Raw genomic sequence first — 24,422 nt, forward strand, 5'->3', positions numbered from 1 at the left:
TGATTCCGTTCGCGGATTTGCAGGCCCTGACCAGAGTGCGAGGAAACCGATGAACATCCCCCTATCCGACATCGCCGCGATAGTGGCTGCCGCCCACCTCCAAGGCCCGCCCACCGTCCGTGCCGACCTGGACGGCAGGCCCGTGCGCGTCCTGACGCTGCGCGGCCCCCGCCCCGGCGAGCTGTACGACTTCACGCTCGACGACGGCCACCGTCGCTGGCGCCTGGAGTCCGTCAGCCACGAGAGCGGCATCGACATGCACAGTCGCACGCTCGGCAAGCGCCTGTCGGCCCGGCTGAACGTCCTGCACGGCACCGCGACCGAGCACTTCGACCAGCGGTTCCCGGCCTTCCCGTAACGCCGACGCCGGCCACGGGCCCCGGGAGCACCGGAGCCCGGCATCCACGAAGGAGAGAGCGAAGTGGACCAGCCCACCCGCGAGCAGTTACTGCACGCCGAAGCCGCCAAGTACGGCATCGCCCCGGACGTGATCGACCGCGCGGTCGGCGTCATCGCCACCGTCCAGCGCCGCGACCGCGCCGACTTCCGCAAGAACTTCGGAGGGGAGCTGACTCCCGACCGGTGGCTCGCCGCGCACGGCGTCTCCGGCTTCAAGGAACTGTGCGCGTACGCGGCCCGCAAGGCCGGCCTCGGCGACGACGGTGAACTGATCATGCGCATCGTCTCCGCCATCGCACCGCAGCCCGAGCAGCGCGCCGACGACCGCCCCGTCCAGTTCTGGGCCCGCCCCCTCACCGACCCCGCCGAGGCGGCGTTCCCCGCGTACCGCGTCACCTACGAGGACCCGCGCGCCGACATCAGCCCCGGCTTCGACTGGTCCGGAGCCCTGCTGCGCCGCACCCTGCACGAGGCCACCGCGCGCGGACTGGGCGCGGCGAGCCTCGAGGAGGCCACCAGGGTCGTCGCCTTCACCGATGGCGACCTGCGCGGCACCTACGTCGCACGACCCGCCCCGGGCCACACCCAGCCCACCTGTACCCGCTGCGGCCAGTGGGAGGGAGAGCACACGCTGCACGAACGCTTCGGCTCCTGCCCAGAGTTCATCGCTCCGGCCTCTCATCCGGCTGCGGTTCCCGTGCCGTAGCGACAGCTCCGTCCGGGGCCGCGCGCCGGTGCGAGCGGCCCGGCCCCGGGCGGCCCCCTGCATTCCCCCTCGTCTGCAAAGGAGTCAGTCCAGTCATGTCCCGAACACCCTGGCACGTGGGCGGCGCACAGCGGCAAGGGCGCCGCGAGGTGCAGGCAGACGCCTTCGCCGTCGGAGGCGACCAGGCCACCGGCCGTATCGCCGTCGCCGTCACCGACGGAATCGGCGACACCACGGCCGCGGCCGACGCGGCCGACCTCGCCGCCGAGGAGGCGGTCGGCGCGACGCTCGTCGCCACGCCCGAGACCGGCTGTATCAGGGCGCGCAACCAGCTCGCCGCCAGCGGCATCGTCGCGGACGCGTCGATCGTCAGCGCGCTGTTCGACCCCGCCCACAGCCGCCTCCAGTTCGCCTGGGCAGGACTGTGCCGGGCCTACGTCCTCACCGCTGAGGGACAGCTCCAGCGCGCCACATACGACCACTCGCTCGGCGAACGCATCCGCCGTCACACCACGCAGCCCGGCCCGCTGCCGCTCTACGACCGCAAGGTGACACGCACCGTCGCACGCCACGAGTTCGTGACCACGTCGCTGCCCGCGCACGGCACCACCGCGGTCCTGCTGTGCACCGACGGCGTGAGCCAGGTCGTCGACGACCGGACCATCGCCGCCGCGCTCCTCCGCGACGACCCGAACGAGGCCGCCGAACTCCTCGCCGGCACCGCCGGCATCAACGGCCCGGACAACGCGACCGCCATCGTCCTGCGCCGCGCGCACTGACCATCCCACCCACCGTCAGGAGCCAACTTCCGTGGAAAAACGGCAACTTCGCCCCACCCAGATCCCACTCAACGACCTCGCGACCACCTACGTCCAGGCCGGCGAGACCCTCTTCCTCGCCATTCACGACGACATCGCCGCCCGCGTACGCCTGGCCCACCCCGACGCCGAGCACCTGGAGGTCAGCTTCGACGCCGACGGCGACGTCCGGCTGCACGGCATCTGGAGCGCCCAGGACCCCGCGATCGGCAGTTGCCGTCTCCTCTACGACCCCCACGACGACACGGAGCAGAGCTGGCGCGACGGACCGCTGGACGTCGACGAACTCGTCAGCGACCTCGACCGCGTTCTGAACGGCGCCTTCCTCTACCGCTGGGGCCTCGTCGAACCACACCCCGTCCACGAGCACCGCGACCGCCGCTGGCTCACCCTCCCGCCCCCTGACCGGGCCGCCACCGTCGCCGCGATCGTCCGCCGCCACGTCCCCGACGCCGAATCGCTGATCTGCCGTTTCGAAGCGACCCACCGAGGCGTCGCCGTCGGCTTCGAACAGATCACGCTCAGCGGCGGCGAGAGGGTCAACATCCCGTGCCCCCGCTGCTCGCCGGAGTCCGACGACAACCCCTGGCCGCACGACATCTCCCACGAACTGGCCCGTCTCCTCGCCCAGCTCTACGCCCTGCCCCACCTGCGTAGCCGCCACCTGACCCCGTGCATGGACGTCGCCTCCGATCACGAAGGGCAGCTGTGGCAGCTGGTCTTCCCGTACCGGGAGCCCACCCCCGCCGACACCGCCCACCACTGACCGCAGTCCCCTGGAAGGACACAGTCCTCATGACCGACACCGCAGCGAACAAGGTCGCCACGGCCCTGCGCTACCGCAAGCTCGCCGTCGACGCCTTCAACGAAGCCCAGGCCCAGTACGAGATCGCGGTCCTCGATCACGTAACCGCGCGCATCGTCGAGGCGTACCCGGAGACGACCCACCTCACCTTCGACCACTCCACGCACGACCGAACCGTCGAGCTGCACGGCCTGTGGACCACGCACCACGACGGGACGGAGGAACCGGTCCTCGACGTCGGCAGGGACGCCGACACCACCACGCTGGACATGGCGGAACTCGCCGACGACCTGAGCGACGCGCTCGCCGGACTCCACTCGGCCGCCTGGAGCGCCGTACGTCCGGATCCGAGACCGGACCGACGCTGGACGCTCGACTTCCCGCCTGCCGACCGGATCGTGCGGATCGCCGAGCTCGTCCGCGCACACCATCCCCACGCCCAACTCATCACGGTCGACTTCGCCGGTGACAGGTGCCGCGTACTCGACGTCACCTGCGCGGACGTCTCTCAGGCCGACAGTGGCGTCATCAAACCGATCCGCGCCACCGACGAACGCCCCCTGTGGCCGGAGAACACCGAGCGGCGAATCACAGCGCTCGCCCGACAGGTCCACGCCCTCCCGCACCTGCGCGCACGGCATCTGGCACGCGTCGGCGGCCCGGACGAGCACACGGCATTCCTCCTGCTCCCCGGCACCAGCAAAAAGTGAGGTGACATGCCCATGCCCTCCAGTGAGCGCTCGTCAGCGCCCTCCGTTCCCGCCACCCACGCCCAGACCATCGCAGCGAACGTGCTGAAGACCTGGCCGACGACGATCGGCCTGACCATCGAGTACGTCGCCCACCACGACCAGGGCCCACACGGCACCGTCACCTTCGCCATCGTGCGCGCTCGTGACCCCTGGCCGGACCCCGTCCTGATCCGGTGCGACGGCTACGGGCACATCACCCGAGGCTGCGAGCACCCCCGCCCCGACGGACAGCCCTGCTGGCACCCGTCGGCCTCCCACCTCGCGCTCCGCGACCACGGCCGGTGCCCGCAGCACCTGCCGCCCCTCACGGAGCGCGAGTGGGTCAAGCACCCCGAACAGCCCCTCTACGGCCGCGTCACCCGCGTCGACCCGGACGGCACCGTGCTCATCGACTTCGCGAGCGGCGAGCTCGCCCTCCACGACACGCATGTGCCCCGCGTTCCCCGGCACATCGTCGAGGAACTCGACCGAGGTCCGATCAACAGCCCCCGGCACGTGATCGACGAGTAGCCAGAACTCCGCCCGGTGCCGTGTGCGAGACGCCACCGAGCGGCCAACTACCCATACCCCCAACGGAAAGAGATCCCTCAGCATGAGCAACCACGCCGTGGTCACCCTCAACTTCACCAGACCCGTGTACGCGCATGAGCTGCGCCCCGGTGACGTGTTCGCCTTCCCCGACGCACCGCACACGCCCCTCACCGTGGCCGGCGTCAAGAAGACCGTCATCTCCCCCGAGCTCACCCTGCTCGCCCTGGTCCTCCCCGGCCACACCGAGCCGGTCCACCTCCCGCCCAGCACCCCCGTCCGTCCCCTGCGCATGGTCCGCACCGTCTCCCTGGCCTGCCTGCTGTGCCGCAAGCCCCAGGACGTCAAGCTCGACCTCCCACACGACGGCGAACCCCTCTCCCTCGTCTGCGGCAACCACGTCTCCGGCACGGACCAGACCCCGGAGGCCAAGTGATGGCCCTCCACTACCTCAGCGCTGTCCAACTCCTCCGGCGCGCCGACGAGGACAAGGCCCGCGCCCTGTACGCCGACGTCATCGAAGCCCTCGAACAGCACTGCACGGACGTAGGCGTGGACTGGTGCGGCAACGAGCTGAACATCACCGTCCAGCTCACGACCGACGGTGAGCAGTACGTCGCCATCGCGGGCCGCGAGTCGCTCCCCTGGCACAACGACCGCACCGAGATCGGCGGCTGGACGGCCGTGCACATCGACAACACCCACGGCACGGCCAAGGTCATCTACGCCACCACCACCGCCGAGGGCGAACCGCCCGGCGACATGTCCCTGGAGCCCCTCGCCGAGGAGGTCGGGGCGTACGTCAACGGCTGGCGCTCCGAACACGGCGGATAACCCAGCCCACCCACACCGCACGAGGGGGCCGAGCCCACGACATCGGCCAGCCCCCTACCCCACCCATGCCTCAATCACGAGAAAGAGCACCCCTGTGCTGACCTTCACCGTCGGCAGCGGCCCGGCCCTCGAGGTCACCGAGTTCGCCGACTTCGACACCGGACAGGCCGTCTACCGCGTCACCGGCATCGGCGCCTTCACCCTCGGCTGGGACCCCGACCACCACCCCGAAGCCGACCAGGACCCCATGGAGGAGGTCCTCCAGGTCGCCTACGGCACCGGCCCGGCCGGCTTCCACATGGACGAGGCCCCGGTCCTCTTCGGCGTCACACTCGCCGGCACCGAGAACTTCACCCGCACTGCCCTCAACGCCAGCGCCCTGCGCCTCCGCCCATACCGCCTCATCATCAGCGCCCCCGTGCGCGTCCCGAAAGGCACCGCCCGCCGGGCCGCCGACATCGTCTCCGCCCTGGCCCGACACTGGCTCGCCCAGCCCTGGACCCCGGAGCTGCGCCGCGCCCACGAACACCACTGCGCACCTCACTCCCTGAACCGCTACGGCGGCCTCATCGCCCAGCACGAGGAACGCATGCGCCGCCTCCGCGAGGACCACGCCTACTACATCGAGCGAGCCGACCGCGCCACAGCGATCCTCCAGGCGGGCCCGGTACCTGCCCCCGCAGGCGTCCCACCGCACCCGTTCGCGTCGACAGGCGCCACGACCGAATCGGCGGAGGGATGAGCGCCGTGGTCCAGTTCGACCTGTTCGGCGAGGTGGAGCAGAAACTCGAAGAGCGTGTAAAGCGGCGCGAGGAGGAAGCCTCCAGGCCACCCAGGCCACGCTCCACCCCTGCCTCGCGCCGTAAGCGCTCCTCCTTCCCGGGCGACCCGCACCGACAAGCCAGGGAAGTCGCGGAGAACGTCATCGCTGCCTGGTTCAGCCATTACGGCGGCAACCGTATGGACGTCCCCCTCGGCACCATCGCCGCGTTGTCCCTCTTCCGGGAGCCGCTCGTCAGTGACTGGCTCCTCACCCTCGAACCGGCCCAGCTCCCGCCGCTCCTACGGGAGATCTGGGGTGTCCAGTGGATGGCCCGCCCAGACCTCATCGAGGTCGCGCGTCCCCTGCACGACTGGATCGAGGAGAACCCCGACGAGTACCAGCTGCGTGCCGTCCAGGCCGTCATCCACACCGCGATCTACAACGGGCTGTTCGACCTCACCGCCGGCGACGACCCCTACGAGCGGTCGGAGGCCGACGTCCTCAGCCCCCTGCTCACGGGCCTTCGCCACAAGAGCGACAAGAAGTGGCGCGGCGAATACCACACGCCGCCCTGCGTCACCGACCTGATGGCCGAGATCCTCGTGCACGACGACCACGGCCCCACCATCCGCGAACCGGCCCTCGGCAGCGGCGGCATGTTCCGCTCCGTCGCCCAGACGCTGCGCTTCCGCGACCTCAACCCGCACGACTACACCTGGCTCGGCAACGACATCGACCCGCTCGCCACCGCCTGCGCCGCCGTCAACGCGATCATCTGGGACCTCGGCCCCAGGACCGTCATCTGGTGCGCCGACTCCCTCGCCACTGAGGACGCCGGCCTCTCCAAGGCACTGGCCGAGCGCGAGGCGGTCATCAAGCACCGCAACGCGGTCGTGGAGCAGGCCCTGTTCGAGCATAGGGCCCGCCGGATGCTCCACGCCTTCAACCAGCTCCTCGACGGAACGGCGGCGTGAGCGTCGCCCCAACCCCACACCCGCACAACCAGGAAGGACACCTTGTGAGCCCGACGAAGCCCACCACAGCCGACGACGATGCCGCGAAGAAGCAGCGCGTCTTCCCTGCGGACTTCGAGGAGTTCGTCACCACGACCGCGGTGGGCCTGGGCGATGGCTGGACCGTGGACGCCGACAGCAAGCCCCACCCCGGACTGTCCGCGTACCTCACCCACCCCGACGGCCGCCGCATCGGCATCAAGCACCTCTGGCGAGGCGCGGCCGTCCAGACCTGGGCGCTCGACGTCCCGCCCCGCGAGTTCGAGGAGGGCGACGGCGACGCCGAGACGTACGCCGACAGCCTCAAGCACCTCACCCCGGGCATCCGCTACAACGTCGGCGTCTGCTTCACGAACAACCCGCCCGCCGCAACCACCGCGCGGAACATCCGCACCCGGCTCCTGCCAGCCTTCGACGGCAAGCGCCCACCGCTGCGCGCCTTCCCGAAGAAGCCCTTCCGCCGCACCGCAGCGGCGGAGAAGCCCACAGCAGCCGCCTCGGCACCGAGCAGCGAACCCGCGCAAGCCCTGGATCAGCCCAAGCCGGAGAAGGCCACCGCAAAGACCACGGCCCCAGCGAGGAGCCCACGCCGTACGGCCAAGAAGACCGAGCCGAAGAAGCAACCGCCGACGCCTCGGTCAAAGCGCACCACGGCGACAGCCACCAAGAAGACCGTGACGAACGAGACCAAGGCGAACAAGAAACCGCAGCCGACCGAGACCAACACCAGTAACTGATCAATATCCCTCGGCGCGGGGCGATCCGCGCATCGCCCCGCGCGCCCACAACACATCGACTGATCTGAGCATTGCCATGACACAACTCGATCTCTTCGGGGAAAGGCAGGCCACCATGGACCGCAGGTCCGCCCGCGAAGCAGAACGCAACGCACGAGCCGCCCGCCACGCCACCTATCGGGAGTCCCTGAAGATCGACTGCTGCACCGGAGAACCCATCCCGCCCGACGAGCACGGCATCCCGCGATACCGCTGCGGCCGATGCGGCGCCCTCGCCTTCGCCGGCACCTTCCACTTCAACCACGACTGCGGCTGGGCCGGCTGCTACGCCGACACCGAACCCACCCGCGGCACAGGGCAGACGATCCGCCAGGCCGAACTCTCAACCCACCGTCACGACAACCAACACCACCCCCGCTGCGCCCGCCCTGGCTGCGGCCACGCGCGCGGCGTCCACCAGAGCGTTCCTCGCACCGCGCCCGAGGACTCCCATTGCTACGAGTACTGCGGCTGCCGGGGCTATCTCGCACCCGTCCCCTCCGAGACCCGCGAGGAGGTCAGCAGTGCTCACCACTGAACAGCTCGCTGCCATCGCCACCCTGCGAGACAAGACCATCCCGGGCCCCTGGGGCGTCATTAGGATCGACATCGAGGAAGGCGTGACCAGCTTCCTCATCGCCGACAGCAGCGACGACCGCGTCGCCTCCGTCGACGTCGTGCACGAGGGAGACCCCGAAGCTCTGGCCGGCGCCGAGGCGGACGCGCGCTTCATCGCCGAAGCGCGCGCCATCGTCGACCTCCTCCTGGACGAGGTGACCGAGCTCCGCGGCGAGCGCGCCCGTACACCAACTCCTCGGCGCCGCACCTGGGGCGACCGGCTTCGCCCCAGGAGCCGATCGGACACCTGATGTCCGCCACGACACCCGGTTCTCACTGTCCGTACGGGACATTGAAGGCGCCGACAAGAATGGCCGGATTCGAACGGCCGTGAGATCACCTCAAATTGGACACAGTGGACACTTGACGCTGCGTCTCGTCCAAGAAGACACGTGACCGCGAGGGCGGCCCAGGCTCACGCCCGGGCCGCCCTTCACTCATGCCCCCTCTGTCTCGTCGCCATCCAGAATCTCAAGCGCCGACGGCACGTCATCGGTGCTCGCCCAGCCGACGACCGGTAGAGGGTCAACGAGGACACGAGGCACGTCATCGTCGTCTCCCCAACCCGGCGGAGGGTCATCGAGGGCCGAAGGCGCGTCGACGTCCTCCCAAGTCGTGATGGGCGGCTCTGCCTGGCCAGGTGCGTCAGAGCGGTCAGGGTTCATATCTCTCTCCTCCAACTGTCGTGCCAATACATCTGGCAGGGCTGGTTCAAACCTTGAGGTACAGAGCGAGCGCCACCCACACGGCGACGGCCAGCGTCATCGCCGGGATGAGCGAGGGGTGCGACACGGCGATGATTCCGGCAACCACAGCACCCAGTGCGGCAATCGCGGTGCGTTCGGCCTTCATATACTTCCTCCATCACATCGACACGGCTCCCGTCACCGGGGCCGAGGCTGACGATGAAGGACCGCGGGGTTAGCCGCGCAACCCCCCTCACGGAGGCCGAGGTTCACCGCCCTTCGAGGCGACAGAGGCAGTGAACCCGCGCCGCGAAGGGCAAGCGGTGCTCACAGAACCGAAGCAGGCGCCCGAGCAGGGCATCGAAGCCGCGCAGGTCAGCGTCCGTCCCCGAACGGCGTCGACGGGGACGCCACGGGGACAGGACGGGGACGTGAGGGACTGTCGGGGACACAGCGGGGACGTCGTGCGTGGGACGGCGCGGGAGTGTTCGGGACTGTTCAGGACGCGACAGGAGTGGAATCCTCGCAGGTCAGGCACCGTAAGCAGGGGCCACAGGCCGCGCTCTCGGCTTCTTCCTGGTCAGCGCCGCCCGCCGTCGAAGCCGCCCAGAAGTGATCTTGGCCCTCTCCTAAAGCGGGTGTCGCAGGTTCGAATCCTGCCGGGGGCACCAGGTCTGACCCGGTGCGATGCACCAGAAAGGCCCCTCGGATGTGATCTCCGAGGGGCTTTTTGGCCTTGCATGGGAACGGGCCGTCGGGCAACCTCTCGCGCTGGAGCCCTGGCGATTGCCCCCCTTCATCCCCTTTCACGCACAGCCGTCAGTAGGCCCCGTCCACATCGGCGCCCTCGAGCACGACCAGGACCCCGCGGTCGGCCTCTGCAACGTCCTCTCCGACCGCCTGCCGACGTCACGCGGGCCACCGCCCGCAACGGCCGACCCGAGCCGACGACTTAGCGATCTCTGGCGGCGTTGGTGCTCGCCCTGCGTCAGGCAGCCCGGGAGCGCCGGTGGTCGGCGAGGCCGCCAGGGGCCCACAACGGGACCAGGCGTGGGAGTTCGGTGAGCGGGACGCCGCCGCTCACGCACCGCAGGCCGAGCTTCGCGAGGGAGTCGGCGGCCTCGTTGAGGGGGTGACCGGCGTGGGCCTTCTGATGGACGAAGGTGAGGTCAGGGGTGTACTCGGAGTGCAACTGCAGCTTGATCAGGCTGGCCGGCGGCCCTGGAAGCGCACGTGGGTGTCGTAGCCCTCGGGCATGTCCGTCCCTGCTTGCTGCCAGCTGTGCAGGTGCCGCAGCGCCTGCCGGTTGCTCTTGGCCCCGTTGGCACAGTGGATCTCCCGGTCGATGCGGGAGACCTCGTCCATGATCCGCTCCTTCTCCAGGTGGACGCCGAGGATGCGGTGCTGGCCGTCGATCGTGATCAGGCGCCCGATGCCGCCGATGGACCACGGAACGGTGAGGTAGCCGACCGATCCGTCCTCGCTGATCGGCTCGAAGGTGGATGCCGTCGGCCCACACGTAGACGAAGTCGACCTCCGAGAGATCGCGGTCCATGAAGGCGGCGTGGTCGTCTGGGACCGCGAGGTCGCCCTTCTCCTGGCCGCCAGTCAAGGGCAGCAGCCCGAACACCTCCGGGTAGCGGTGACGGGTCATGACATCGACTGGGTTCGTCACGCTCACCGACCCCCAGAACGCCCGGCGTTCCCTTCAGTCGCCAACGTGTCGGATGTGGGCGGTCCGCCGCTTCCCCGAGCCGTCTTCGTACTCGCCCGGGGAGCCGACCATGCACCACAGCAGAGCACCGGCGAGAGGCGAGGACGGGCTGCGCGCCTGACCCTCCTCCGTCGTCGGGCTCTGAGAAGTGATCTCGTACTCTTCAATGTCTGTGGACTCGCCGAAAGTCAGGTCGACCAGACGACCAGGGGCGACCATCTGTCCGCCAGTCGCGCGAGGAGTCGAGGGCACTGCCCTGAGGAAGTTCTCCAGGAAGGTGGCGCGCTCCTTGAACTGTGCACACCGTTTCTCCCCATGGCGCCGGTTGTCGGCGCGCACCCGGTAATCGGTGGCGGTGTCCAGGGGGCTCCGGCTGCCGCAAGTACTCGCGGATCTGGGACAGTTCGTTCTCGACACGGCGGCGAGATGTCTCCGCCAATGCTGTCACCGGGTATCGGGTGGCAGAGTCGGCTTCCTCGCGTCGTGGAGTCGGCACGGTTCCGCTCTGCCACACGGAGCGAGCGGAAGCGGCGGCGGTCCGAGTTCCGGTACCCCGAGCCGCAGAAGGCCTACACGGCGGTACGGAGTCGGGTTTCGGCTCCGGACCGGTCGCGGTACCAGTCGGTGCCCCAGATCCGGTGCAGCCCCCAGCCCAGTCCCCCGCAGCACTCCTTCGCGCAGACGGTCAGGAGGCGCTGTTCCCGCCTGCGGGTCCGTAGCGGCGTACGGGAAGGGAGCTGGGCAGAGTGGTGGGTTGAAGGGTCAGCGTCCGACTGTCGCCGAGAACAGTGATCTGACACATTTCAGGGCTAAAAAGGGCTCGAACGGTCACTGTCCTGATGTTTTCGTACTCAGTGACGCACTTTTGTTGTACTCAAGGGACTTTTACATCGGCGGGCGGCTAGGCCACTACGGTGGTCTCCGCGATACGCCCCGGACCTCGGCTTCTTCGCACAGTGCATTTTCGCGCTTGTGTCGTAGGAAAGCTGGTGCCCATGGATATCTGCGATCCCGTGTCGCTGCGGCAATGCCGCGTCGTCCGGGCGGACGGAGAGCTCGACCTATCCACCATGGTGGCATTCGCCGCACTGCTGCACGGCCCCGACCTCGCACCAAAAACGTTGTTGCTGGTGGTGGACCTGCGCCCAGTGTCGTTCATGGACTCCAGCGGGGTGCACGGACTGCGCTCGGCACAGACCAGGTGCAAGGACCGTGGTGGCGGGACCCGTCTGGTGTATCACCAGCGGGGCATCCACTTCCTGCTGTGGGCGATGGGGCTGACTGAGCAGTTTCCCCGATATGCCACCACCCTCGACGCCCGCCTGGGACGCATCACTCCCGCAGGGTCGTCATCGCTGGGTGGTAGCTCTTTCCTGCGGCCGGTGTCCGGCACGGACGGCCTAGGCGCGCGAGCTTGGGGCCGGATTGAGGACTGCGCCAAGGCCTGAAATCACGGTTCAAGCCGGAGCCAGGTGCCCTAACCTGGAAGCAGCAGTTGCGTCGGGCTTTCGGAAATCTGGCCACGCCGCTGTCTGTGGCCCCTTGCCCCCGGGTCGTGTCGTGACCGACCAAGAACGGCCGGAGCCGTATCACCGACGGAAAGCGGCTCCAGTCGGCGTCCTCCTGTGCATGCGCCAGGGCGGCCTCCCCCGTTCCCGGGGCGCCGGGTGAGGACGAATAGCGTGAGAACGCCGCCCCAGGTGGGGGCTGGGCGATGTCCCCGCGCTCGGCGGTCGGCGCTCCTGGGCCCGAACCGGGAGCGCCGACCCTCGACAGTGAGTGTCACGACGGAGGCGAGCGCAACCAGGCAGTCTTCGCCAAGGCCGAGGACGTGGCGGCCGCGGCTGCATTTCCGGAGTAATCAAGGCGGGACGACAAGGCGTCCGGGAGGACCTGATGGCCCTAGCAAGTCAGCAACGCATGCTGGAGATCCTGGTTGAGGCAGTGGATACACTCACGGACGAATTTGACCTCCCCGGTTACCTGCACCGTCTGTCCATCCGCTGCGTGGAACTCCTTCCCGTCGAAGGGGCCGCCGTGGTGCTCATCACCCAGCACGGCGAACTCCAGCTCGTCGCGTCCTCCGACGAAGACACCCGGCTTCTGGAGCTCGCTGCCCTCCAGGACGCCCGCGGACCCTCCAGTCGCTGCTACCTGACCGGCCAGGCCCAGTTGAACGTTGAGCTGACCTCGACGTCGGTCGCACAGGACTCCGGCCCGTTCGCAACTCGTGCCCGGGACGGTGATTTCGTCACCGTCCACACACTGCCGATGAAACTGCGCCACCAGGTCGTCGGTTCGCTGAACCTCTTCTGCTCACGGCCCGGTCCCCTCATCGAGTCCGATGCCCAGGCCGGCCAAGGGCTCTCCAACATGGCCACCATCGCTATCCTCCAGCAGCGCGCGCTGCAGCAAAGCCACGTCGAGAAAGTGCAGCTCCAGACCGCCCTGACCAGCCGAGTCGCCATCGAGCAAGCCAAGGGCATCCTCTCCGAACGGCACAGCCTCAGCCTCGACGACACCTTCGATTCGATGCGTGCCTACGCCCGCCCACGCCACCTGCGCCTGACTGAACTCGCCCAGCAGGTCATCGACGATACGCTGGACCCGGACTTCCGGCTCCCCTGACTAAGGGAGTTGGGGAGGATGGTGGGTAAAGATGATGGGCGGTGCGCCTCGAAGAGGCCACACAGCGGCGTGAGACGGGAGCAAGACAACACGTGCCCCCTGCGTGCCCGAACGAACGGCGACCACCGGGGAAGAGCAGGGAACTACGGAGAGGCACGGGGAATGGCCCGTTCAGCGCCTTGCCGGCTCAGACTGCATCCACATACGCGATCTTCCAAACCAGTGCTCCAGGATCCGAGCGCGGCGGCGCTTGACTGGAGCATTGAAACTCCCGGCCAAAACCGCTCCGCCGACAGCGTGGGCATCCTGAAAGCTGTCCCGCCTGCTGAATTCGGCCGCGCGTGTGGAAGTTCGCCCCGGCCCGGAGGCTCGGAGCGCACCACTCCGCAGTGAACCCAAGTAGTGGGCGGGCGAGAGGAGCGGGCTCTGGGCAACGATGACCAGCCGGCTTCACAAGACAGCCGCCAAGGCGAGACCCGCATTGTGATCACGATTGCTCTCCCATTCAGCCCTCCACGACCCTGATGATCGTTTTGCCAGGGGTGCGCCGGCCGGGGGCGAACGCGGCGGGCGCCTCTGAGAGCGGCCGCACCGCTCCGACGACGGGTTTGAGCCGTCCCTCCCGGAGCCGCTGGACGAGGTCCGTGAGCCGGGCACGATCGGGTTCGACGACGAAGAAGAGCGCCCGTCCGTCCTTGGGATGGACCTTGGGGGGCGCAGCGATGGTGACGAGCGTGCCGCCGGCGCGCACCAGCGCGGCCGAGCGGTCGAGGATCTCGCCGCCGATCACGTCGAACACCACGTCGACTTCGCCGACACCCTCCAGTTGATCGGCCTGCAGGTCCAGGAAGGCATTCACGCCCAGACCGAGTGCAGTCTCCCTGTCCGCCGCCCGGCCGGTACCGATCACCCTGGCTCCCGCCTCGCGCGCAAGCTGCACCGCGATCGACCCGACGCCGCCCGCAACGCCGTGGATCAGGACGGTCTGTCCGGTCAGGAGGCGCGCATGGTCGAACAGGCCCTGCCATGAGGTCAGCCCGGAGATGGGCAGCGCGGCGGCCACAGTGTGGTCGACGTCCGCCGGAAGCGGAGCGAGGTTGCGGGCCTCCACCGCGACGTACTCGGCCAGTGCCCCGTTACGGGTCCAGTCGGTCAGTCCGAATACCCGCTGGCCGACGGTGAGGCCGGTGGTTCCATACCCCAGCTTGGCGACGACACCCGACACTTCGTGCCCGGGCACGCTCGGGGTCCGCTCGCGGCCGGCGCGGTCCGTCCAGGTTGCCGGCCAGTCGAGCTCTCCGGGGGTGAAACCGGCGGCGTGCACCTGCACGATGACGTCGTTCTCAGCGGCCTGGGGATAGGGCATGTCCGTCAGGGAGAGGCCGCCGACGCCAGCGTCAGGGTCTCGGACAGTGACGGCTCGCATGGCAACTCCTTGTTCGGTGCAGGTTCCGGAATCCGAGACGTGCGGCCCGTCTGTGCGTGGCGTGGTCAGGCGGAGGAGCCATGACTGGCCATGACTCATCTCAGCGCCTGGTCCACCGCGAAGCCACTTCAGACGGTGTATCCGGGGCAAACGATGGACGCTGGTGTGGTCATGATCTCGACCGACATACACCGGTGCTGCGCCGCCGACCCGAGAGGAAGTCGCCATGTCCTACCCAGAACCCAGCCGGGGTGGACTGCGGCTCGCTCGAGAGGTCAGGCGATTGTCTCTTTGAGCACGTCGGCGACGGTGACGGTGGCCAGTTCGGCTGTCATCGAGTCGTGCGCGCGGCCGTACGCCTTCTGCAGCACGGATGGAATGCCCCGCCCGACGGGGCACTCCTGGTTGGGGGGCGCGGCGTGCAGCGAGAGGAGAGGCTCCGGTTCGACGGCCCGGTAGACATCCCGCAGCGTGATCGCGTCCGGGGTGCGCGCCAGCCTCCAGCCCGCACCCTGGCCGCGCTGTGAGACGACCAGGCCCGCGTCGCGCAGGCTGCCGAGGATGCGGCGGATGACGACGGGGTTGGTGTTGACGCTGACGGCGATCTGGTCGGAGGTCACGATGCCGTCGGAACGCCGGGGGCAGACCATCGCCATCCAGGTCAAGGCGTGCGTCGCCACCGTCATCCGGCTGTTGGCACTCATCGAACCCCCTTCCTTTCCGAGCGGCTGAAGGCTTCTGTTGAAACCAACCTTGTTACGTCAAGAGGGTGCGTGTCAAGCGCCGCTCGGCGGATCGGTCGGCGACGCGCTGGACGGCGCGCCGGGGAGGTCCGCGATCGGCCTGCGAATCCGGAGCCGATCACATAGTGGCGGACGCCGAAGTCGCACGCCGGGGTCGAGTCGGCCACCACCGACCGAGTCGACCGGCAGAGCCTGACAGCGATACGGCCACGGCGGCCGGAGCCCAGGCGAGGGGGCACGGAAGACGAAGACTGTGCCGGGCCCGGCCTGCCTGGTCAGCGGCTGTAGCGCGCGGCGGGCCGGGACAGCGACAGCTTGGGGCGCATGGCCTGGCGGGCCTGGTCGTAGGACTCCCACTGGCCATACTCCGGCAGCGAGGGGATGGTGACCAGTTCGCCCGCCTCGAGTCCGGCGAGTCCGGCCCGGGCGGCATCCTGCGGGGACATCACCATCTCCTTCGGGAGCTGGTCGAGCTCGACGCCCGAACCATTCCAGAGCGCGGTCTCCAGCGCCCCCGGCAGCACGACCTGCACCCGCACCGCGGAGTCGGCGAACTCCTGGGCCAGCCCCTGGGTGAAAGCCAGCACATAGGCCTTGGTGCCGCTGTACGCGGCGCTCACCGGGAGGATGTTGAGCGCGAGCGTAGAGGAGATGTTGAGGATCGTGCCCGCGCCGCGGCCGGCGAATACCTTCGCCGCGGCGGCCGCGATCCGGGGGAACGAGGTCAGATTGAGCGTGATCAGCCTCTCCAGCCGGTCCGGGTCGGCCTTCGAGAGCGGGCCGAGCAGCGCCATGCCGGCGTTGTTGACCAGCGTGCCGATCGACGCGTCGTCGGCCAGGCGGTCCTCGACCGAGCTGATCCCCTCGGCGGTCGTCAGGTCCGCGCTCAGGGTGGAGACCTTCCGTCCTGACCGCTCGGCCAGCCCCGCGGCGGCCTTCTCCAGCCTTGCCTCGTCTCGCGCGACCAGGATGATGTCGTGTCCCCGTGCGGCCAGTAACGTGTATCGACAGACGTCGAATCAGGGCGTTGCGGGCTGCCGCGCGTGCACAGATCCGGGAGGAACCGATCGGGGACACCCAGCGGGATCTGCATGAGCAGGTGCGGGCCAGCTACGCGGCAGCGGCCCGGAAGGTCGGCCGAGGGCGGCGCAGACCGTTGCTCGGGCAGCGAGGTCGAGGTCGACGCCTCGTTCGGCGCCGGTCTGTACGCGGCGGGGGGCGTGCAGGTCCCAGCCCGCTTCGGTCCGCGTTGCCGTGGCCTCCAACTTCCAGATAGCCGACGGGGCGTCACCAGGGTGCAGCGCGAGGGACTCCTCGCGACGGTCTCGGCGCTGGACCCCGACATGGAGGTTGCGGCAGCCGGGGAACCCAGGCGCCTGGCCGCACTCCCGGCCAGGGAACTGCGAGGCCCCAATCCGAATCAGTTACGCCGTGATTATCCGCCCACCGAGTCAGCGGGACCTGCGCGACCGCTCCCTCCAGACGTCGTCAGTTCTCCTTCCTTCTGACCGGACCCGCGGGCCGGCAACAAGCCCTCCGCTGGTCGACCCGGGGGCCACTCTCCCCGAGATCGGCAGCGATCTGGGTGGGCACCTCAGGTGGGGCCTCGATGAGGATCAAGACGAACTCGGGCTTCGGCAACCGCGGCAGGGGCCGGTTCACGGGGGGATTCCTCTCCCGATGGACTGCCCTGCAACACCCCATAGGCCCGCGAGACGGGCGACTCATGTGGGGCGGCCGGTCCCGACATCACCCAATCAAGTTCAGTAGCCGAAGAACTGGTTTCACATCAGAGTGCCCCGAATAGCTGCCCAGCGCCTCGCGCGAGGCCTGGCCTCCCAGCACCGCCCTCGCCTTGCGAGACCTGGGCGGAAGGCTGAAGCTGAACGTGAGGCATGCCTACCGACCAAATGGACCGAGCGCAGACGGCTGTGGGGCTCGGCCACCGCGGCCCGTCCAGGGAGCGGATTCCCATGAGGCTTGTCGTCGATCTCAACCGGTGCCAGGGATTCGCGCAGTGCGTCTTCCTCGCCCCGGACGTCTTCTCCCTGCACGGGGAAGAGGCACTGCTCTTCTCCCCTCGCTTCGACGAGGCACAACGTGACCGGGTGGAGAAGGCTGCCGCAGCCTGCCCGGTCCAGGCCATCCTCGTCGACTACTCCGACGAGCCGACGAAGGGTGTGGAGCCCCATGTCGGCTGACACGGACGTCGAGGTCCTGCGGCGCCAGGGCCGCATCGTCGTCGTCGGTGCCTCGCTGGCCGGTCTGCGCGCGGCGGAGACCTTGCGCGAGGAGGGCTTCACCGGATCGCTGACCATGATCGGCGACGAGCCGTACGAGCCCTACGACCGGCCGCCGCTGTCCAAGCAGGCGCTGCTCGGGCGGGCACGGCCCGAGGACACCGCGCTTCCGCGGCGGCGCGACATCGATGCCGAATGGCGTCTGGGCGTCGCCGCCGAGGGCCTGGACCGGGACGCCAAGCAAGTGCGCCTGGCGAACGGCGACACCGTCCCCTACGACCGCCTGCTGATCACCACCGGGACCAGAGCGCGGCCCTGGTTCCACCCGGAAGAGGCCGCACTGGACGGGGTGTTCGTGCTGCGTACCCGCGACGACTCCGCTCGCCTGCACCGGAAGCTGACCGGGGGCGTGTCCCGGGTGCTGGTGATCGGCGCCGGTTTCACGGGCTCGGAGGTCGCCTCCGCCGGCCGGAAGCTGGGCCTTCAAGTCACGGTCGCCGAACGCGGCCCGGCACCGCTGGTGGGTGCGCTCGGCGGAGTGATCGGCGCGGTCGCGGACCGGCTGCAGCGCAAGCACGGAGTCGACCTGCGCTGCGGCATCAGCGTCACCGCCCTCGAGGGTGACGACGTGGGACGACTCAAGCGCGCCCATCTGTCCGACGGTTCGGCGATCGACGTGGACGTGGCCGTTGTCTCGCTCGGGGCCATGCGGAACACGGAATGGCTCGCCGGCTCGGGGGTGGCCGCGGGTCCCCGGGGCATCGCGTGCGACGCCGGTTGCCGGGCGTTCGACGTCAACGGAATCGTCACCGACGACATCTACGCCGCCGGTGACGTCGCCCGCAGCCCCCACCCGCTGTTCGACTACCAGTTCCTGTCGCTGGAGCACTGGGGCAACGCGGTCGAACAGGCCGAGATCGCCGCCCACAACATGATCTGTGCGGGCCCGGATCGCCGTCCGCACCTGTGGCTGCCGATGTTCTGGTCCACCCAGTTCGGTGTCAACATCAAGTCGGTGGGTGTTCCCCCGCTGGGCGACCAGCTGGTCGTCGCCCAGGGGGCGCTCGACGAGGAGCGGTTCGTTGCGGTGTACGGGTACCGCGGCCGCGTTATCGCCGCGGCGTCCTTCGACGGAGCCAAGTGGCTGGGGTTCTACGAACAGCAGATAGCGTCCGGCGCCCCTTTCCCGCCGGAGTACCGCGCGGTCGACCGCCGGACCGAGACGCTGCAGCCGATCGACCCGGCCTTCCCCGACCCCCATCTGCCCACCCACGGGCCCACCGTCACTCTGACGGGCCACTCACCGAGCGAGCGGCGTGTCACGTTCGTTCCGTCGCATGCCTGATCACCGGCCCTGCACCGCCCGGAGCCCTCAGGAGTCACCATGTCGTCCGGCACCATCTCCGCGCAGATCACCGACTACGCCAATCGAGCCGATCCCTATCCGCTCTACGCGCAACTGCGCAAGCAACCGGTCAGGCGGGAGGACGACGGCACCTATCTGGTCAGCACCTACTACGAGGTGCGGAGCCTGGCCAACGACCCGCGGATGAGCAACGACACGAGCAACCGTCCACCCGGCTACGTCCGTGTCGGGCAACCGGTGGAGTCCGGCCTGCCGCCCAGCTTCATCTTCACCGACCCGCCCGTCCACGACCGGCTGCGCGACACCATCAACCGGCCGTTCGGTCCGCCGCACAGCCCCAAGTTCCTCGACGGCCTGCGCGGAGAGCTGGCCAAGGCTGTCACCGAGCTGCTCGACGCCTTCGAGGGCAAGGACCAGGTCGACATCGTGGAGGACTTCTCCTACCCCCTTCCCGTCACTGCCATCTGCAAGGTCCTCGGCGTGCCGCGCGAGGACGAACCACGCTTCCACGTCTGGGCCGACGCCCTGGCGTCGTCACTCGATCCCCAGGCCGACGAGGATGGCCTGGAAAAGGCGCATCGGGCGCGCCAGGATATAGGTGCCTACCTGACCGATCTGATCGAGACCAAACGCCGCCACCCCGGCCCCGGGATGCTCAGCGCGCTCGCCCCCGACATGACACCGGCAGACCTGGAGGCCACCGCGGTGCTGCTCCTGGTCGCCGGCCACGAGACCACCGTCAACGCGATCACCAATACGACCCTCACCCTGCTGCGCCACCCCGACGTCCTCGATCGGTTCCAGAAGGACCCGGACCTGGCCGTCCCGCTCATCGAGGAAGTGCTGCGCTACGAGCCTCCCGTCCAGTTCGTCCCGTGGATCACCGCCCTGGCCGACATCGACGTCGCCGGCACCACGATCCCCAAGGGCTCGCCGGTCTGGCTCATGCTGGCCGCCGCCAACCGCGATCCCCGGCGCTTCAAGGACCCCGACCGGTTCGATCCCGACCGTAAGGACAACGAGCACCTGGGCTTCTACACCGGCATCCACTACTGCTTCGGCGCCGCTCTCGCCCGCATAGAACTACATCTGGCCGTGCCCGAACTCTTCCGCCGGGTCAAGTTCTCCCGGCTGCTCGAGGACCCGCCGCCGTACCGCGCCAACGCGGTGCTGCGCGGCCCGCGCCATCTTCCCGTGGCCATCGAGGGCCTGACAGCCTGAGCACGGCTGACGCAGGGCCCGCTGAACAGAACGCCAGAGGCGGCATCAGTGCCCTGCGGGATCGTGACTCCCGCTCTGCGTTGTGATCTCGGCACCGCCGGCCGCCCGCGCCCGCCCGGAGGAGCGATGGCGGTTGGCTGGCAGAGTCCGATCCCGGAGGCGCGGCGTGCTTGGCGGCTTGTGCGTCGCTTCCGGTACCGTTCAGCGGCGGTGCTCGCCGTCGCCGGGTGAACAGTCCGGGTTCGGTGAGGACGCCTCGGCTGACCAGGCGTTCAGCTTTGCACGGGTGCTTTCGGTGTGGTGGAACTCGGTCCCGAGGTCGAGTGCCTGGCAGACGTTCCTGGCGTGCAGGCCGTCGTCACCCTTTCGAACAGGGCTCCACGCTCGGTTCGGGGTGTGCCAAGCCGGCTGCGCGGCGGAGTGCAGCGCCGGGGTGACTGCGGGGGCCGGGGTCTCGGGGGGTGTGGGGGTAAGCGGCTGTCCGGTGCTGGAAGGAAAGAATCTTTGGGTTCAGGACGACGCCGTCGCGGATCTCGATGGCCTTTCTGACCGTGGGGTCGGCCTCCCAGGCCGCGGGGCCGCTCATGACCTTGCGCAGGTAGGGCAGGAGTGCCTCGCTGATTTCCCACGTGGCCGAGTTCCACAGGTGGGACGGGCTGTGATCTACTGCGTAGTAGTGGCAGCCCGCCCCCACCGTGAGCATCGGCTCGCCGAAGGTGGTCGGACGGGCCCACGCGAAGCCCATGCCCTCGTCGCAGGCGACGTCGATGAAGAAGGCCCCCGGCCGGAACAGGGCGAGTTCCTCTTCGGTGACGAACATGAGTGGCGCGTCGGTGTCCTGCAAGACGCAGTTGACGATGATGTCGAACCCGGCCAGGTACTCCGCCAGCGGCACGGAACCGGCCGCGGTGAATGCATGCAGGCGCGAAGAATCGCTCTCCTGCTGCGCGAAGTGGCCCATCACGACCGAGGGCATGGGCGAGGCCACCGCTGCCGCGGCGCGCTGGGTGAGCACCGTGACGTCGGAGACCCCCATGGAGCCCAGGCCGGTGACCGCGCCGCGCGCCGTGGCGCCGAAGCTGATGACCACAGCGCGCAGACGTCGCCCGTAGCTGCCGGTCAGCCCGCCGAGCTGCAGGGCGTGCAGCACCGAGCAGTAGCCCGCGAGCTCGTTGTTCTTGTGGAACACATGGACACTGAAGGCGCCCGTGGACGTCCAGTGGTTCATGGCCTCCCAGGCGATGAGGGTCAGCCGTCGGTCGATGGCGAGCTGGGTCAGCTCCTCGTCCTGCACACAGTGCGGCCATCCCCACAGCACCTGGCCCTCACGCAGCGCGGTGATGTCGTCGTGCATCGGTTTGGGCAGCAGCAACACGTCGCACTCGGCGAGGAGTTGCTCGCGGGAGCGCAAGCCCGCCACGAGCGGTCCGAGCGTGTCGTCAGCGACGCCGAACCGTTCGCCGTAGCCCTGTTCCAGGAAGATCCTCCCGCGTACGTCCGGCGCGATCCGGTCGAGGTGAGCAGGGTGCAACGGCAGGCGGAACTCGTTCTCCTTGTGGGAGGAGGCGAGTACTCCGAGACTCATCAGGCTCATACGCTTCCTCATCATTTCGTTCGCTGCGCGCTCGGCGTGCTTGGTGTGGCTGCCCGATATCTGGGTCAGGAGCCGTCGGCCCGGTGCCTGCGGACGCGCTCGGCCAGCGGGAGGGGCGTTTCGTCCAGACCGTCGATCGACCCGCTCGCCATGCGTGCACACGTCCCGTGGCAGGCGAGGAGCTGCCTGTCGTCGCGGTGGGAAACCACCACCGCCTCCGGGTCGGGTGCGTTGCGGTAGTCGGTGCCGCAGATGAGGCAGGCCAGTCCGGAGAGCGCCTCCGCGGTCGGTTCGGGACGGTCCCGGCGGCGGCCGGAGATCGAGTCCTGTGAATACATGCGTCCCGCATCCTCTTGATCGGTTCAAAGTCGTGCTGATCGGTCCAGCCGTGCTGAGCGGCCCAGGGTCGTGCGCGAGATGTCCTAGTGCCCCGGGGCAGCCCGGAAGCCGGGAAATCCGCTACCGCGCTGCGCGGGACCGGATATGGAAGGCGGCGTGACGGTGCGGGCCAAGAGGCATGTCGCGGCTCATTTCCGGCCGGATCCGACGTACGCCGGCCTGTGCCGTTGTCCGAGGGCGACGCCGAAACTGATGACGGCGTGCCAGGTGCCCTCGGTGCCGCAACCGTACTCCCTTCCGGAGTCCGTACGTGCCGGATGCCGGACCCCGGAGCCGTCCCGCCGGGACGTCACCGAGCTCTTCCCGCTTGTGCGGGAACCTTCCCGGCGCTGCGGACGTTGTGGGCAGCGGTTGTAGTTGAAGTTTGCGAACGTGGAAACGCCCGCGGAGTTCTGACAGCGGGCGTTTCGTCGTTTCGGGGTTTTCTTCGACGGCCGGCGCCCAACAGCCCGGGGATGGCGTGATCGCGCGCATTCCGACCCAGCCGCCATCTCGAAGGAGACAGCACATGGCTCAAGGAACAGTGAAGTGGTTCAACGCGGAGAAGGGTTTCGGTTTCATCGCCCCTGATGAGGCCGGTGCCGACATCTTCGTCCACCACTCGGCGATCGATACCGACGGCTTCCGCTCCCTGAAGGAGAACCAGCGGGTGGAGTTCACCGCGAGCCAGGGCCCCAAGGGCCTGCAGGCCGACCAGGTCCACGTGCTCTGAGGGCACCCTTCCCGAGGCAGGCCCGCACCGCGGGCCTGCCTCGGGCGGCTTCCGCAGGATTCCCGACGCGTGCGGCATCCTGCGCCCCGCCCCTCGCGCCGTGGGCAGCGCCGTACCTCCCGAAGGGAACACTGTGACCACTGACGTCAGCGACCGGAGCCCCGATCCGGCGGGCCCCGCCGAGATGACCACGTCCCCACCCGGCAGCCGGGGCAGCGACTACGCCGCGCTGTCCCGCGAGGTGAGGCAGAGCGGGCTGCTGACGCGGCGCCCGGGCTACTACTGCGTCAAGGTCGGCGCGAACCTGCTTCTGCTGGCCGGCGGATGGACCGCGTTCGCGCTGATCGGGCAGTCGTGGTGGCAGCTGCTGACCGCCGCCTTCCTGGCGGTGATGTTCACCCAGACCGGGTTCATCGGGCACGATGCTGGACACCACCAGATCGCCGCCTCCAAGCGCGTCAACGACCTGCTCGGCCGCCTGCACGCCGACCTGCTGATCGGCCTCAGCTACGGCTGGTGGATCGCCAAGCACAACCGGCACCACTCCCACCCCAACCACGTCGACCGCGATCCCGACATCGCCGACGGCGCGATCGCCTTCACCCGGGACCATGCGCGCGTCCGCAGCGGGGCGTACGCCTGGCTGGCCCGTCACCAGGCCTGGCTGTTCTTCCCGATGCTGCTTCTGGAAGGGCTCGCCCTGCACGTCGCCGGCGTACGGGCGCTGCTCGACCGCACCGGCACCACAACCTCGCGGACGACCAAGCTGGCCGACGCGGGCCTGCTGGCAGCGCATCTGGGCGGCTACCTCACCGCTCTGTTCCTGGTCCTGTCCCCCGTCCAGGCCGTGTGCTTCCTTCTCGTGCACCAAGGGCTGTTCGGGCTGTACATGGGATGCTCGTTCGCGCCCAACCACAAGGGCATGGCCCTGTTCGCCAAGGACGACAAGATCGATTTCCTGCGTCGGCAGGTACTGACCTCACGCAACATCCGCGGCCACCCGTTCACCGACTTCGTGCTCGGCGGGCTCAACTACCAGATCGAACACCACCTCTTCCCCTCCATGCCGCGACCCAGCCTGCGACATGCCCAGAAACTCGTGCGCACGTACTGCACCCGGCACGGCATCGCCTACCACGAGACCGGGCTCTTCAACTCCTACGCCCAGGTACTGCGGTACCTCCACACGGTCGGCGGCCCGCTGCGCCCCGAGCTGGAGTACTGATCACTTCGCCGTCCGTGCCCCTCATCTCCTCCACCGGGTGCCGCGCGACACCACCAGCCCGCTGTCGTATTCAGAGATCACGGCCTGCACCCTGTCCCGGAACCTGTCTTTCTCCAGGATGCGCGCGACGTGCCGGCACTGCCCGGGGCGGACTCGATCACCACGTCGGCACGCCGGTCCCGGACGTACTGCTCGGCCCGGGAGAACCAGGCCTTGTAGTCGGGGCGGATGGCCGCGCTGGCGCCCCACGGGTCGACCTTCAGCAGTTGGAGGTAGTCGGGGTGCGCTGCCTTGAAGTCGTCGCTGCTCAGCCGGATCGTGCCGGGCCGCATCGCCCGCCGCAGCATGCCGGCGGTCACGGTCTTGCTCGCCCCGGGCTGCCCGATCAGAAACACGACGCGAGGCTGTTCCCGCGGCACGATGCCCCCAAGCACCGTCGCCAGCCCGGACGGCCAC

The 24,422-nt window shown here is 69.0% G+C and carries 31 protein-coding genes; 20 read left to right on the plus strand and 11 right to left on the minus strand.

All coding sequences use genetic code 11. The features are described 5' to 3' along the window. Positions 1–49 precede the first annotated feature (49 nt). From Q8A52_RS05100 to Q8A52_RS05160, 13 genes are all read left to right on the plus strand, one after another. Positions 50–358 carry a hypothetical protein gene (locus tag Q8A52_RS05100; protein ID WP_316749275.1) on the plus strand — a complete coding sequence of 103 codons (309 nt, stop codon included), beginning with the start codon at positions 50–52 and terminating at the stop codon, positions 356–358. A gap of 63 nt (positions 359–421) precedes the next feature. After that, positions 422–1,105 carry a CBS domain-containing protein gene (locus Q8A52_RS05105; protein WP_316749278.1) on the plus strand — a complete coding sequence of 228 codons (684 nt, stop codon included), beginning with the start codon at positions 422–424 and terminating at the stop codon, positions 1,103–1,105. A gap of 95 nt (positions 1,106–1,200) precedes the next feature. After that, complete coding sequence (locus Q8A52_RS05110; RefSeq protein ID WP_316749280.1) at positions 1,201–1,884, plus strand: PP2C family protein-serine/threonine phosphatase; 684 nt, start codon at positions 1,201–1,203, stop codon at positions 1,882–1,884. 31 nt (positions 1,885–1,915) lie between these two features. After that, positions 1,916–2,689 carry a hypothetical protein gene (locus Q8A52_RS05115; RefSeq protein WP_316749281.1) on the plus strand — a complete coding sequence of 258 codons (774 nt, stop codon included), beginning with the start codon at positions 1,916–1,918 and terminating at the stop codon, positions 2,687–2,689. A 29-nt stretch (positions 2,690–2,718) separates the two neighbouring features. After that, positions 2,719–3,438: a hypothetical protein gene (locus Q8A52_RS05120; RefSeq protein WP_316749283.1), complete on the plus strand. Its 720-nt coding sequence runs from the start codon at positions 2,719–2,721 to the stop codon at positions 3,436–3,438. 12 nt (positions 3,439–3,450) lie between these two features. Next, positions 3,451–3,990 (plus strand): hypothetical protein, encoded by a 540-nt coding sequence (locus Q8A52_RS05125; protein ID WP_316749286.1) that lies wholly within the window; start codon positions 3,451–3,453, stop codon positions 3,988–3,990. Between the two features lie 82 nt (positions 3,991–4,072). Beyond that, positions 4,073–4,444: a hypothetical protein gene (locus Q8A52_RS05130; protein ID WP_316749287.1), complete on the plus strand. Its 372-nt coding sequence runs from the start codon at positions 4,073–4,075 to the stop codon at positions 4,442–4,444. Continuing rightward, positions 4,444–4,842 (plus strand): hypothetical protein, encoded by a 399-nt coding sequence (locus tag Q8A52_RS05135; RefSeq protein WP_316749289.1) that lies wholly within the window; start codon positions 4,444–4,446, stop codon positions 4,840–4,842. Before Q8A52_RS05130 ends, Q8A52_RS05135 begins: the two co-directional genes overlap by 1 nt. A 94-nt stretch (positions 4,843–4,936) precedes the next feature. After that, on the plus strand, positions 4,937–5,584 hold the full coding sequence (locus Q8A52_RS05140; RefSeq protein WP_316749291.1) for a hypothetical protein: 648 nt from the start codon (positions 4,937–4,939) through the stop codon (positions 5,582–5,584). Then, the gene (locus Q8A52_RS05145; RefSeq protein WP_316749292.1) at positions 5,581–6,579 is read left to right on the plus strand and encodes an N-6 DNA methylase; all 999 of its coding nucleotides are present in this window, start codon (positions 5,581–5,583) and stop codon (positions 6,577–6,579) included. Before Q8A52_RS05140 ends, Q8A52_RS05145 begins: the two co-directional genes overlap by 4 nt. Positions 6,580–6,623: 44 nt before the next feature. Further along, on the plus strand, positions 6,624–7,355 hold the full coding sequence (locus Q8A52_RS05150; RefSeq protein WP_316749294.1) for a hypothetical protein: 732 nt from the start codon (positions 6,624–6,626) through the stop codon (positions 7,353–7,355). A gap of 76 nt (positions 7,356–7,431) precedes the next feature. Then, entirely contained in the window at positions 7,432–7,932 is a 501-nt protein-coding gene (locus tag Q8A52_RS05155) for a hypothetical protein (RefSeq protein WP_316749296.1), read from the plus strand. Beyond that, positions 7,919–8,263: a hypothetical protein gene (locus Q8A52_RS05160; protein WP_316749298.1), complete on the plus strand. Its 345-nt coding sequence runs from the start codon at positions 7,919–7,921 to the stop codon at positions 8,261–8,263. The genes Q8A52_RS05155 and Q8A52_RS05160 overlap by 14 nt, the downstream gene beginning before the upstream one ends. 186 nt (positions 8,264–8,449) lie before the next feature. On the opposite strand, the gene Q8A52_RS05165 is transcribed toward Q8A52_RS05160, so the two are convergent. The 4 genes from Q8A52_RS05165 to Q8A52_RS05180 form a co-directional block, all read right to left on the minus strand. Then, positions 8,450–8,677, minus strand: a complete 228-nt coding sequence (locus Q8A52_RS05165) for a hypothetical protein (protein ID WP_316749300.1) — start codon at positions 8,675–8,677, stop codon at positions 8,450–8,452. Positions 8,678–8,723: 46 nt separating this feature from the next. Further along, the gene (locus tag Q8A52_RS05170) at positions 8,724–8,864 is read right to left on the minus strand and encodes a hypothetical protein (RefSeq protein WP_164986265.1); all 141 of its coding nucleotides are present in this window, start codon (positions 8,862–8,864) and stop codon (positions 8,724–8,726) included. Positions 8,865–9,686: 822 nt separating this feature from the next. Then, positions 9,687–9,890 (minus strand): ribonuclease H family protein, encoded by a 204-nt coding sequence (locus Q8A52_RS05175; RefSeq protein WP_316749304.1) that lies wholly within the window; start codon positions 9,888–9,890, stop codon positions 9,687–9,689. Positions 9,891–9,901: 11 nt separating this feature from the next. Further along, positions 9,902–10,063 (minus strand): hypothetical protein, encoded by a 162-nt coding sequence (locus tag Q8A52_RS05180; RefSeq protein WP_316749306.1) that lies wholly within the window; start codon positions 10,061–10,063, stop codon positions 9,902–9,904. Between the two features lie 1,344 nt (positions 10,064–11,407). On the opposite strand from Q8A52_RS05180, the gene Q8A52_RS05185 reads away from it, so the two are divergent. Then, positions 11,408–11,860, plus strand: a complete 453-nt coding sequence (locus Q8A52_RS05185) for an STAS domain-containing protein (protein WP_316749960.1) — start codon at positions 11,408–11,410, stop codon at positions 11,858–11,860. 472 nt (positions 11,861–12,332) lie between these two features. Continuing rightward, positions 12,333–13,040: a GAF and ANTAR domain-containing protein gene (locus Q8A52_RS05190; RefSeq protein WP_316749308.1), complete on the plus strand. Its 708-nt coding sequence runs from the start codon at positions 12,333–12,335 to the stop codon at positions 13,038–13,040. A gap of 505 nt (positions 13,041–13,545) precedes the next feature. Here the strand turns inward: Q8A52_RS05190 and Q8A52_RS05195 are convergent. From Q8A52_RS05195 to Q8A52_RS05210, 4 genes are all read right to left on the minus strand, one after another. Beyond that, on the minus strand, positions 13,546–14,466 hold the full coding sequence (locus Q8A52_RS05195; RefSeq protein ID WP_316749310.1) for an NADP-dependent oxidoreductase: 921 nt from the start codon (positions 14,464–14,466) through the stop codon (positions 13,546–13,548). 275 nt (positions 14,467–14,741) lie between these two features. Beyond that, entirely contained in the window at positions 14,742–15,170 is a 429-nt protein-coding gene (locus tag Q8A52_RS05200) for an Rrf2 family transcriptional regulator (RefSeq protein ID WP_316749312.1), read from the minus strand. A gap of 314 nt (positions 15,171–15,484) precedes the next feature. Beyond that, the gene (locus tag Q8A52_RS05205) at positions 15,485–16,204 is read right to left on the minus strand and encodes an SDR family NAD(P)-dependent oxidoreductase (RefSeq protein WP_316749962.1); all 720 of its coding nucleotides are present in this window, start codon (positions 16,202–16,204) and stop codon (positions 15,485–15,487) included. Positions 16,205–16,228: 24 nt separating this feature from the next. Further along, complete coding sequence (locus Q8A52_RS05210; RefSeq protein WP_316749964.1) at positions 16,229–16,633, minus strand: DUF5990 family protein; 405 nt, start codon at positions 16,631–16,633, stop codon at positions 16,229–16,231. A gap of 549 nt (positions 16,634–17,182) precedes the next feature. Here Q8A52_RS05210 and Q8A52_RS05215 point away from each other — a divergent pair. The 3 genes from Q8A52_RS05215 to Q8A52_RS05225 are packed head-to-tail and all read left to right on the plus strand — an operon-like array spanning position 17,183 to position 20,036. Next, a complete protein-coding gene (locus Q8A52_RS05215) occupies positions 17,183–17,410 on the plus strand; it encodes a ferredoxin (protein ID WP_071378986.1) in 228 nt (75 codons plus the stop codon). Then, positions 17,400–18,794 carry an NAD(P)/FAD-dependent oxidoreductase gene (locus Q8A52_RS05220; protein WP_316749318.1) on the plus strand — a complete coding sequence of 465 codons (1,395 nt, stop codon included), beginning with the start codon at positions 17,400–17,402 and terminating at the stop codon, positions 18,792–18,794. The genes Q8A52_RS05215 and Q8A52_RS05220 overlap by 11 nt, the downstream gene beginning before the upstream one ends. A gap of 39 nt (positions 18,795–18,833) precedes the next feature. Beyond that, positions 18,834–20,036: a cytochrome P450 gene (locus Q8A52_RS05225; RefSeq protein ID WP_316749321.1), complete on the plus strand. Its 1,203-nt coding sequence runs from the start codon at positions 18,834–18,836 to the stop codon at positions 20,034–20,036. Between the two features lie 358 nt (positions 20,037–20,394). Here the strand turns inward: Q8A52_RS05225 and Q8A52_RS05230 are convergent, their stop codons facing one another. Next, on the minus strand, positions 20,395–21,630 hold the full coding sequence (locus Q8A52_RS05230; RefSeq protein WP_316749323.1) for a N(5)-(carboxyethyl)ornithine synthase: 1,236 nt from the start codon (positions 21,628–21,630) through the stop codon (positions 20,395–20,397). 65 nt (positions 21,631–21,695) lie between these two features. Beyond that, positions 21,696–21,968 carry a hypothetical protein gene (locus Q8A52_RS05235; RefSeq protein WP_316749325.1) on the minus strand — a complete coding sequence of 91 codons (273 nt, stop codon included), beginning with the start codon at positions 21,966–21,968 and terminating at the stop codon, positions 21,696–21,698. A gap of 569 nt (positions 21,969–22,537) precedes the next feature. Here Q8A52_RS05235 and Q8A52_RS05240 point away from each other — a divergent pair. Together Q8A52_RS05240 and Q8A52_RS05245 are read left to right on the plus strand one after the other, a co-directional pair. Next, complete coding sequence (locus Q8A52_RS05240) at positions 22,538–22,741, plus strand: cold-shock protein (RefSeq protein WP_316749327.1); 204 nt, start codon at positions 22,538–22,540, stop codon at positions 22,739–22,741. A gap of 133 nt (positions 22,742–22,874) precedes the next feature. Continuing rightward, complete coding sequence (locus tag Q8A52_RS05245) at positions 22,875–23,966, plus strand: fatty acid desaturase family protein (RefSeq protein WP_316749329.1); 1,092 nt, start codon at positions 22,875–22,877, stop codon at positions 23,964–23,966. A gap of 77 nt (positions 23,967–24,043) precedes the next feature. Here the strand turns inward: Q8A52_RS05245 and Q8A52_RS05250 are convergent, their stop codons facing one another. Then, positions 24,044–24,361, minus strand: a complete 318-nt coding sequence (locus tag Q8A52_RS05250) for a zeta toxin family protein (protein WP_316749331.1) — start codon at positions 24,359–24,361, stop codon at positions 24,044–24,046. Positions 24,362–24,422 lie beyond the last annotated feature (61 nt).

The organism is Streptomyces herbicida (genome assembly GCF_032656585.1).
GTDB classification, from domain to species: Bacteria; Actinomycetota; Actinomycetes; order Streptomycetales; family Streptomycetaceae; genus Streptomyces; species Streptomyces herbicida.